This is a genomic window from Stenotrophomonas geniculata, from assembly GCF_034508895.1.
Taxonomy (GTDB): domain Bacteria; phylum Pseudomonadota; class Gammaproteobacteria; order Xanthomonadales; family Xanthomonadaceae; genus Stenotrophomonas; species Stenotrophomonas geniculata.
This window is the reverse complement of sequence record NZ_CP140571.1, coordinates 3,541,664-3,551,901: the sequence shown is the minus strand read 5'-3', so window position 1 is coordinate 3,551,901 and position 10,238 is coordinate 3,541,664. Positions and strand designations below refer to the sequence as shown.

Genomic DNA, 10,238 nt, shown 5'->3' with positions numbered 1-10,238 from the left:
ATCAAGTCGTTTGTGCCCCAAACGACTTGATCCCCTCCGTCCCCCTTTTTGCTTCATCATTCCGCGATGACTGTCCCCGTTGCCCGCCTCTCCAGCTTCTACCTGTTCTACTACGCAGCGCTCGGTGCGTTCACCCCGTACTGGAGCCTGTTCCTCACCGCGCGCGGCATGAGCGTGACCGCGATCAGCGTGATGATGGGCCTGTGGTATGCAACGCGTGTGGTTGCGCCCAGCACCTGGACCTCGCTGGCGGCGGCCTCGCCACGGCCGATCCGCCTGCTGCGTATCGGCTGCCTGCTGACCCTGATCAGCTTCGCCGCGTTCCTGCTTCCTCTGCCGCAGCCGTGGATGTATCCGGCAATGGTGGTGTTCTGCTTCTTCTACAACGCGGTAATGCCACAGTTCGAGTCGATCACCCTCACCCATCTCGGCAGCGACAGCCATCGCTACGGCCTGATCCGGGTCTGGGGCTCACTGGGCTTCATCGCCATCGTGACCCTGTTCGGCTGGCTGATCGAAGGTGACGGCACCTCCAGCCGCGCCGGGCTGCTGCCGTGGATGATGCTGCCGCTGTTCGTCCTGCTGGTCGCTTCCGCCTTCAGCAATCACTACGCGCGCGGCATCGGCCGGACCGAAGGCGACGCCAGCGGCTTCTGGCAGATCGTGCGCCGCCCTCCGGTACTCGCGTTCTTCCTCGCTGCCTTCATGGAGCAGCTTTCGTTCGGACCGTACTACACGTTCTTCTCGGTCTACATGGACCATCACGGCTACCGCACATCCACGCTCGGCCTGCTGTGGACCATCGGCGTGGTGTTCGAGGTCGGCGTGTTCTTCACCATCGGCCGTTTCTTCCGTCGCTACGACGCCAGCTGGATGCTGCTGATCGCGCTGGTCAGTTCCTGCCTGCGCTGGGCGGTCACCGCGCTGTTCCCGGAGAACCTGCCGGTGATGCTGCTGGCCCAGACCGCGCATGCGCTCGGCTTTGCTGCTTTCTTCGCCGCAGCCATGCAGATGCTGGCGACCTATTTCCCGGGCCGCCTCAACGGCCATGGCCAGGGCCTGCTGTACGGTTTCTCGTCCGGTGTCGGCGGCGTGCTGGGCGCGCTCATTGCCGGCCAGCTGTGGAAGATCGACGATGGCCGCACCGCATTCCTGGCGGGGAGCGGGTTTGCCCTGGTCGGCGCATTGCTGTGCTTCTTCGCACTGAGCCTGCCGTTGATCCGTGCACGCCGGAACCGCTCCGAGGCCTGACGACGGCGCCAGTCCTACTGCTGCAGCAGTACCTGCTGCAGCGATGGCAGAAGCACACGGTTGCCATGCGCGCTGAGGTGGTCGCCATCGAAGAACAGCGGCCGGCCATCGCGCTGCGCCCGGCACAGCACGTCATCGCACAGCACCGGCATCGGATCCCACAGCACACCGCCTGGCAGGCCATCGACCACCTGCTGCAGGCTGCCCAGCATCGGTGCCCGCAACGTTTCCATCGCCTCGCGCATGCTGTCCAGACCATTGCGGCAGACCTCGTTACGTGAATTGAAGCGATCCGAGCATCGATACGGCGGCGCCGGCAGCACCGGTTTGGGCGCCTCCAGCACGATGCGTACACCACGCTCTGCCAACGGCCGCCATTGGGCGATCGCCTCCACCACCTCGGCCTCACGCCCCGCCGTGGCTTCCGGGGTCAGCTCGCCCGCCAGCTGCGCCTGCGCATCGAACAACACGAACTGATCGGACAAGCGCGGTATGCGCAGCGACACCAGCACCACGGCATCACCCGGCTGCGCACGCCGCGTGATGTCGGCGAGCACCGCCGCATCGAAATCGCCACAGCCCGCGCCCGCACCCCGCCACTTCTGCAGGCTCACCTGCGGGCATCCACCACGGCCATAGAGGACGACCTCCGAACCGGTCTCAAGCGCCAGTCGCTGCAGTAGTTCGATGTAGGCCATCGCATGCGAATCGCCGGCAACGAACACCCGCTTCGACGTACCGGCCGGCAGCGGCCGGTTGCAGGCCCCACGGGCATAGGTGCGCATGCTGCCGCCCGCGAAGCGCTGCTTGTCCGTCACCAGTGCACAATCGGGATAGTCGCCTGCCACGCTCTTGCCGTTGGGATACCAGTCGGCCGGATGCCGGCTGACCGTGCTCAGTGATATCCACGGTGCCTGCAGGTACAGCACCGTCTGGGTGCCGGCCGCGACCAGCAGCACAGCCGCACCTGCCAGCACCCAGCGACCCGGGCGCAGACGCTGCGCCCATGGCCCCCGGAACGGTTGTTCTACCCAGCGCCACGACACCCACGACAGCAGCAGCACCAGCGCCATCGCAGCGGTCATCTGCAGGGGCGTCTGCAGGCCCACGGTCCAGCGCATCAGCACGAACACCGGCCAGTGCCACAGATACAGTGAGTACGACAGCAGGCCAATGGTGCGCATCGGCCTGCTGGCCAACAGGCGTGCCACCCAGGCCTGCGGATGATGATGCAGCGCCCATAGCAGGCCTGCCGATGCAAAGGTCGGCAGCAGGCCATCAGGCCACGGCGAACGGCCGGCCCGTGCGCTCCACAACGCCCAACTCAGCAAAGCCAACGCCACCACCGCGAGCAGCGAGAACACGGGCGCAGCGCGCTTCAATGCCGCCCCCGTCACTTGATCGAGTGATGCGCGCACGTGCAGCAACTGGAACAACAGTACGCCAACACCCAGTTGCCACAGCCGCGTAGTGGTGGCGTAGAACGCCCACGATGGGGGTGCCTCGCGCAGGCCCAGCACCGCCGCATGCAGCAGCGACGCCGCACTGACCACGGCAAACAATCCCAGGCTCATCCAACGCCCGCGCGCGCCGCGCGCCCAGGCCAGGAACAGCAGCGGGAACAGCAGGTAGAACTGCTCCTCCACGCCCAGCGACCAGGTATGGGTGTAGGGATTGAATTCGGCCTTGGGCGCGAAATAATCGTTGCCGATCAGCGCCAGTACCCAGTTGCTGAAGCCGAAGAATGCCATCAGCCCGGTCTTGTCACTGGCCTCGCTGAGCCAGGACTCGGGAATGAACAGTACGCTGGCGACGGCGGTCAACAGCAGGCAGCTGATCAGCGCAGGTGCGATGCGACGGATGCGGCGCGAATAGAAGCGCAGCATCGACTGCCACAGCGACAACGGCGGCAGCCGTTGCACCGACGCGCTGACCACAAACCCGGAAATGACGAAGAACACGTCTACGCCGGTGAACCCGCCTGGCAACCAGGCCGGGTCAAGGTGGAACACGATGACGGCCAGTACGGCAATCGCGCGCAGGCCGTCAATGTGCGGTACGTAGCCACGGCTTGGATCAGCGGTCATCCCTTTCTCCCGACCGCAGAGACAGTGCCGTCCGCAGTGGTTGCGCCTTTACCAGACCAGGTCGTCCGGCACCTGGTACTGCGGGTCCGCGTACGGATCTTCCTCGGTCGGCGCATCCGGATCGACCTTCAGCGCCACCGAGGCGGCGAACACCGCTTCGGACTGCGCCAGCACGTCGGCGGTTACCAGCAGGTAGCGGCCATTGAGCTGCACCACGCCCAGCTCACCGGCATTGAGCGCGGTCAGCTGTTCGGCGGTCACGTAGATGCGCTTGATCTTGCCGCCATACGGGAAGTGACGCGCGATGTCCGCCGCCTCGGCGTTGAGGCTCTTGTCCTTCAGCAGTTCTTCCAGCTTGGCCTTCGCCTCGCGGCGAACGCGTGCTTCTTCCTGCTTCAGGCGCTCGGTCTCGATGCGCTCTTCCTTCTCCCGCTGCGCGCGGATGGCATAGGCCTTGGCCAGGTCCATCTCTTCGGCGCTGCGCGGCTTGCGCGGCCCCTGCTGTCCCTGGCCACCGCGCGCATGCCCGCCGGGCTTGCCCGCGCCACCATGACCGTGCCCGCGACGCTCGCCGGGCTTGTGTTCGCCCTTGCCTGCGCCCTGCGGCTTTCCATTGCCGTTGCCACCCTTGCCCTGCGGGCGGCCATCACGACGGGGGCCATCATTCTTGCGCTCGGGCTTGGGCGCGGGCTTGAAGCCCAGGCCCATCAGCTGGTCGCGGAGGGTATCGCTCATAGGATTCGGATCAGTAGTGCGGCGGCGGCGGTTCGCTCGCCGGATCAGAAGAATTCAGTGCGTTGCGGACCTTGCCCAGGTCTTCCAGCAGCACGCGCAGCACATCGGCGTTGCGCATGCCCTGCATGCGGGCATCAGCCAGCGCATCGCTCAGTTCGGCCAGCGCCTGTTCCTGGAAGGACACGCGCATTTCCAGCTCGACCAGGCGCGCTTCCAGCGCCTGCTCGCGTTCAGTGGGCATATCAGACATGCAACGAGCGCCCCCGGCCAATGCCGTAGTACGCAAGACCTGCAGCTTCCACTTCGCCCGGCTCATACAGGTTGCGGCCGTCGAACACCACTGCGTCCTTCAACTGCTCGCGCAGCTTCTGGAAGTCAGGGCTGCGGAACTGCTTCCACTCGGTGACCACCACCAGTGCATCGGCGCCCTGCAGTGCTTCGCCTGCCGTGCTGCAGAACGTGAGGTCGTCGCGCTCACCGAAGATGCGCTGCGATTCATGCATCGCTTCCGGGTCGTAGGCACGCACCGTGGCACCGCCTTCCCAGAGCTGGGCCAGCAGGCGACGGCTGGAGGCCTCACGCATGTCGTCGGTGTTCGGCTTGAAGGCCAGGCCCCATACGGCGAACGTCTTGCCGCGCACGCCTTCGTCCTCGCCCTTGTCGTAATGGCGCTGGATGAGGGCGAACAGGTGGCCCTTCTGTGCATCGTTGACCGCTTCAACCGCATTGAGCAGCTTCGGCTCCAGGCCATACTGCTGGGCGGTACGGGCCAGTGCCTGCACATCCTTCGGGAAGCACGAGCCACCGTAGCCGGCGCCTGGATAGATGAAGTGCCAGCCGATGCGCGGGTCCGAGCCGATGCCCTGGCGGACCTGCTCGACGTCGGCACCCACGCGTTCGGCGATGTTGGCGATTTCATTCATGAACGAAATCTTGGTCGCCAGCATCGCGTTGGCGGCGTACTTGGTCAGCTCGGCCGAGCGCACGTCCATTTCCACCACACGGTCGTGGTTGCGGTTGAACGGCGCGTACAGGCGACGCATCACCGCCACCGACTCCTCGCTGGTCGCACCGATGATGATGCGGTCCGGGCGCATGCAGTCGGCGACTGCGTCGCCTTCCTTCAGGAATTCCGGGTTGGACACCACGTCGAAGGCGATGTCCGCGCCCCGCGCGGCCAGCTCTTCAGCGATGGCTGCACGCACCTTGTCAGCTGTGCCGACCGGCACCGTCGACTTGTTGACCACCACGGTCGGCACGCTCATGTGCCGGCCGATGGTGCGGGCCACGGCCAGCACGTACTGCAGATCGGCGCTGCCATCCTCGTCCGGGGGCGTGCCAACGGCGATGAACACCACCTGGCCATGCTCGATGGCGGCCGCCGCATCGGTGGTGAACGCCAGCCGCGAGGCGGCATGGTTGGCCTTCACCATCGGCTCAAGGCCCGGCTCATAGATCGGGATGATGCCCTGGTTGAGGCCATCGACCTTGGCCTGATCGATGTCCACGCAGACCACCTGGTGGCCTGCGTCGGCCAGGCAGGTACCGGTCACCAGTCCAACGTAACCGGTACCAAAAATCGCAACGCGCATATCCGTATTCGCTCCTGAATGACTTACGGCAGAACGCCCAGCAGCTCGACGTCGAACGTCAGCGTCGCGTTCGGGCCGATCGGGCCGCCGGGGGTGCCGTTCTCGCCGTAGGCCAGTTCGCCCGGGATCCAGAAGCGGTACTTCGAACCGACCGGCATCAGCGCGACGCCTTCGGTCCAGCCCTTGATCACCTGGTCCAGGCCGAACTCGGCCGGCTGGCGGCCGTAGGAACTGTCGAACACGGTGCCGTTGAGCAGCTTGCCTTCGTAGTTCACGCGCACCTTGCTGCTCGGCAGAGGGCGCTCGCCGCTACCCGGGCGGATCACCTGGTACTGCAGGCCCGACGAGGTGGTCACCACGCCCGGCTGGGTCTTGTTCTTGGCCAGGAATGCGTTGCCTTCCGTGCGGTTGGTCTGCGCAGCCTGGGCGGCCTTGGCCTGCATTTCAGCCTGCTTGGCACCCATGAAGGCCTGGATGGTGGCGGTCGCGTCAGCTTCCGTCATCTTCGGCTGGCCCTTGGTCAGGCCGGTGCTGATCGCGTCAAACAGCGAGGCGACATCGATATCGTCCTTCAGCTGCGCCAGCGACGGGCCCACCGAGTAGGAGCCGATCATCTGCGACACCTTGACGCGGTCGACCTTCGGCGGCTGCGAACCCGGTGCCACGCCCGGCACCTGCTGGCCACTGCGGGCCATCACGACCTGGCGCAGGGCGGCATCGGTGGCCTTGGCCTGTTCCTGGGTGATCTGCGGCTGCAGGCCCTCGAACGAGCGCTCAACGGCGGTGCGCAGGGCGGCCACATCGATCTCTTCGGCGATCGGGGTGAACGACTTGGCCACGTCCAGGCCGATGGCATAGCCGAGCTTCTGCTTGGGGGAATTCAAGGTTGCGGTCTCCTTGGCGGCTGCGGGGGCAGCCGGTTGTTGCGACAGAGCGACACCCGAAGTGCCCATCGCCAGAATCAGAACCGACGCCGCGGCGCCGCGCATTCCCATCTTCATTCGCTGCATTCCTGGAAGTGTCTGGGCGCCGACGTCGGCGCGAAAAGAAGCATTGTCGCACGCATGCCGTCGATGTCGAGGCATGCGTGCCGGATATCAATGCGTGGCGGCTGCCGCCAGCGCCTTGTCGATGGCCGCGGTCAGCTGCGGATCGTCCGGCGTCACCTTGCTGGCGAACTGGGCAATGACCTTGCCATCGCGGCCCACGAGGTATTTGTGGAAGTTCCAGGCCGGCGCAACGCCGGTCGCTGCGGTCAAGCGCTGGTACAGCGGCGTGGCCTGGGTACCGACCACATGCACCTTCTCGAACATCGGGAACTTGACGCCATAGGTCAGGGTGCAGAAGTCCTGGATCTGCTTCTCGTCACCCGGTTCCTGGCCCTTGAAGTCATTGGAAGGGAAGCCCAGCACCGCGAAACCGCGGCCGGCATAGCGCTTCTGCAGCGCCTCCAGCCCTTCGTACTGCGGCGTGTAGCCACACTTGCTGGCGGTGTTGACCACCAGCAGCACCTGCCCGTGATAGCGCTGCTGCAGATTCACCTGCTGCTTGCTGGCCAACGGCCGGTATTCCAGATCGAGCAGGTCGGCCGCCAGCGCACTGGCGGAACCGGCGACACCGGCCACCATCAGGGCCAGCAGGGACAGGCCGCGCAGGCGGCACGGGGAAACGGTCGGCAGGGGCATCAGAGGCGGTCCGCGGTAGCCATTCACAAGGCCCGGCCAGCGCTGGCCGGGAATCGGCCGAACTATAGCACCGGGCTCCGGCACCCCTGATGGCACAGGCCCACACGGGCTTTGCGCTGCGTGGCGGATGCGCTGCCCGGGCGCCATCGATGGCGCAGCGATGACATAGCATGGACATCACTGAATGGAAGGCGGCCCCGGGAAGACCCCTGCGGCAGTGCTAGTTCCCCTTTTAAATCAATCAAATAAAGGGATATTTCAGCAATCTGACCACCCCTGCCATCAGTTGGGGGCGGCAAGGGGTTGCACGTAGGCGTGCCGGTGTTATAGTTGCATACAACACCAGTCACCTGAGACAGGGGGAAGCCATGAACGTCCGGATCCGTCGCAACCTCACCGCGCCCGCGGCCGTCGCTGTTTCGACCCTGCTCGTGCTGGCCTGGTGGGCCACGCCCACCGCCCCTGCTTCTGCCGCTGCTGAAAGCGCGCAGGACGCGACGCTCTCCCCGGCAGGGAACGCCCCCTCCTCCCCCCCTCCCCCGCGTCGGCTGCACAGCGCGCTGTCCATGCCGTACTTCTCGTTCGCCCAGCCGCTGACCCCACGGAGCTGAATATGAGCGACATCCAGTGGAGCGACGGCGCTCCCATCTATCGTCAGTTGAAGGAGCGCGTGATCGCCATGATGCTCGACGGAATCCTCAAGCCGGGCGATGCCCTGCCTTCGGTGCGCCAGGTGGCCGCCGACTATCAACTCAATCCCATCACCGTTTCGCGCGCTTACCAGGAACTGGCCGACGAAGGCCTGGTCGAGAAGCGCCGCGGCCTGGGCATGTTCATGACCGAGCAGGCGGCCACGCAGCTGCGCAGCAGCGAGCGCGACCGTTTCCTCAACGAAGAATGGCCCGCGGTTCTGGAGCGCATCCAGCGCCTGGGCCTGAGCCTCGACGAATTGCTGCCCCAGGGGAAAGTCTGATGAATAGCACTGCAAGTGAGTCGGTCATCACCGCCCGAGGCCTGCGCAAGGCCTACAAGACCACGGTCGCCCTCGACAATGCCAGTTTCAGCATTCCAAGCGGGCGTATCGTCGGCCTGATCGGGCCCAATGGCGCCGGCAAGACCACCGCGCTGAAGGCCCTTCTGGGCCTGACCTCGGTGGAGGGTGAACTGAGCGTGCTCGGCCGCGATCCGCGACTGCACCGCGACGAACTGATGAACGACATCTGCTTCATCGCCGACGTCGCCGTACTGCCGCGCTGGCTGAAGGTCCGCGAGGCGATCGACTTCGTCGCCGGCGTGCACCCGCGCTTCGACCGCGCCCGTTGCGAGCGCTTCCTGGCCAATACCAAGCTGCAGCCGAAGCAGCGCGTGCGCGAGCTGTCCAAGGGCATGATCGTGCAGCTGCACCTGGCGCTGGTGATGGCCATCGATGCCCGCATCCTGGTGCTGGACGAACCGACCCTGGGCCTGGACATCCTGTACCGCAAGGAGTTCTACCAGCGCCTGCTGGAAGACTACTTCGACGAACAGAAGACCATCATCGTCACCACCCACCAGGTGGAGGAGATCGAGCACATCCTCAGCGACGTGATGTTCATCCGCGACGGCCGCATCGTGCTCGACGCGGAAATGGACGACGTCGGCCGGCGCTACACCGAGCTGCTGGTCAATGCCGACCAGCTGGACACCGCCCGCGCCCTGAAGCCGATCGACGAGCGCAGCCTGGCGTTCGGCAAGACCGTGATGCTGTTCGATGGCGTGCCGCGCACCCAGCTCTCCACCCTTGGCGAGACCCGCAGCCCGGGCCTGGCCGATCTGTTCGTCGCCATCATGAAGGGGACCTACGCATGAATGCCGTCAACCACCCCGTCAGCCCGATGGGCACCCTGCGCTGGCTGCTCAAGCGCGAGTACTGGGAGAACCGTGGCGGTTTCCTGTATGCACCGCTGATCGCCGGCCTGATCTCGCTGGTGATGAGCACCATCGGCATCGCCTTTGGCCTGTTCGCTCTGCATCGGGCCGCGCGTGATGGCGGCCTGCACATCGATGGCGAAGACGTGAACATCAACGGCCTGGACCTGGCCCTGCTGACCCGCGACATCAGCACCAAGGACCTGGCCGACCTCGGCAACGGCCTCGACCTGACCCTGGTGCTCAGCTCGGCCTGGCCGTTCCTGGTGCTGGCCTTCGTGGTGTTCTTCTACTGCCTGGGCGCCCTGTACGACGATCGCCGCGACCGCAGCATCCTGTTCTGGAAGTCGTTGCCGCTGTCGGACACGCAGACCGTGCTGTCCAAGGTGATCAGCGCACTGATCGTGGCACCGTTGATCGCGGTGATCGCTGGCATCCTCACCATGTTCGGTTTCATGCTGATCATCAGTGCCGTCGCGCTGCTGCACGGTGGCAGCCCGATGACCCTGATCTGGGGCCCGGCCAGCCCGCTGACCCTTGCCGCTGGGCACCTGGCCTGGATTCCGGTCTATGCCCTGTGGGCCCTGCCCACCGCCGGCTGGCTGCTGCTGTGCTCGGCATGGGCCAGGAGCAAGCCGTTCCTGTGGGCGGTGATGCTGCCGCTGTTTGCCGGCGTCATCATCAGCACCACCAAGGTGATGCCGCTGATCGGCCTGACCACGGGCTGGTTCTGGCAGAACATCGTCGGGCGCCTGCTGCTGGGCGCCGTGCCGGGCACCGACCTGGTGTACCGCCTAAGCGCCGATGAGGGCTCGCGCCGCGATCTCGAGTCGGTCGTCAGTCTGATGTCCCCCGCCTCGCAGCTGAAGTCGCTGGCGATGCCGGAACTGTGGATCGGCGCCGTCGTCGGTGCAGTGTTCATCTTCCTTGCCATCCGCCTGCGCAAGCGCGCCGGCGAGATCTGATCCCATCCATCCGGA

General features: G+C 65.7%; 10 protein-coding genes. 4 read left to right on the top strand and 6 right to left on the bottom strand.

Annotation, left to right across the window (positions count from 1 at the left end; translation table 11 throughout):
- The first annotated feature begins 66 nt into the window (after positions 1-66).
- Positions 67-1,251: an MFS transporter gene (locus RI032_RS16380; RefSeq protein WP_171954521.1), complete on the top strand. Its 1,185-nt coding sequence runs from the start codon at positions 67-69 to the stop codon at positions 1,249-1,251.
- Positions 1,252-1,265: 14 nt separating this feature from the next.
- On the opposite strand, the gene RI032_RS16375 is transcribed toward RI032_RS16380, so the two are convergent.
- The 6 genes from RI032_RS16375 to RI032_RS16350 form a co-directional block, all read right to left on the bottom strand.
- Positions 1,266-3,338 (bottom strand): acyltransferase family protein, encoded by a 2,073-nt coding sequence (locus RI032_RS16375; protein WP_322547319.1) that lies wholly within the window; start codon positions 3,336-3,338, stop codon positions 1,266-1,268.
- A 48-nt stretch (positions 3,339-3,386) separates the two neighbouring features.
- The gene (locus RI032_RS16370; protein ID WP_019337355.1) at positions 3,387-4,073 is read right to left on the bottom strand and encodes a DUF2058 domain-containing protein; all 687 of its coding nucleotides are present in this window, start codon (positions 4,071-4,073) and stop codon (positions 3,387-3,389) included.
- Positions 4,074-4,083: 10 nt separating this feature from the next.
- Positions 4,084-4,323 carry a SlyX family protein gene (locus RI032_RS16365; protein ID WP_019337356.1) on the bottom strand — a complete coding sequence of 80 codons (240 nt, stop codon included), beginning with the start codon at positions 4,321-4,323 and terminating at the stop codon, positions 4,084-4,086.
- Entirely contained in the window at positions 4,316-5,665 is a 1,350-nt protein-coding gene (locus tag RI032_RS16360; protein WP_010480421.1) for a UDP-glucose dehydrogenase family protein, read from the bottom strand. The genes RI032_RS16365 and RI032_RS16360 overlap by 8 nt, the downstream gene beginning before the upstream one ends.
- Before the next feature lie 23 nt (positions 5,666-5,688).
- Positions 5,689-6,666 carry an FKBP-type peptidyl-prolyl cis-trans isomerase N-terminal domain-containing protein gene (locus RI032_RS16355; RefSeq protein ID WP_010480420.1) on the bottom strand — a complete coding sequence of 326 codons (978 nt, stop codon included), beginning with the start codon at positions 6,664-6,666 and terminating at the stop codon, positions 5,689-5,691.
- Positions 6,667-6,762: 96 nt separating this feature from the next.
- Positions 6,763-7,350: a glutathione peroxidase gene (locus RI032_RS16350; RefSeq protein ID WP_010480418.1), complete on the bottom strand. Its 588-nt coding sequence runs from the start codon at positions 7,348-7,350 to the stop codon at positions 6,763-6,765.
- A gap of 613 nt (positions 7,351-7,963) precedes the next feature.
- Here RI032_RS16350 and RI032_RS16345 point away from each other — a divergent pair.
- Genes RI032_RS16345 through RI032_RS16335 form a run of 3 tightly spaced genes read left to right on the top strand, consistent with a single transcriptional unit; the run spans position 7,964 to position 10,223 of the window.
- On the top strand, positions 7,964-8,323 hold the full coding sequence (locus tag RI032_RS16345) for a GntR family transcriptional regulator (protein WP_006453095.1): 360 nt from the start codon (positions 7,964-7,966) through the stop codon (positions 8,321-8,323).
- Positions 8,323-9,198, top strand: a complete 876-nt coding sequence (locus RI032_RS16340; protein ID WP_010480412.1) for an ABC transporter ATP-binding protein — start codon at positions 8,323-8,325, stop codon at positions 9,196-9,198. Before RI032_RS16345 ends, RI032_RS16340 begins: the two co-directional genes overlap by 1 nt.
- The gene (locus RI032_RS16335) at positions 9,195-10,223 is read left to right on the top strand and encodes an ABC-2 transporter permease (RefSeq protein WP_010480410.1); all 1,029 of its coding nucleotides are present in this window, start codon (positions 9,195-9,197) and stop codon (positions 10,221-10,223) included. Before RI032_RS16340 ends, RI032_RS16335 begins: the two co-directional genes overlap by 4 nt.
- Positions 10,224-10,238 lie beyond the last annotated feature (15 nt).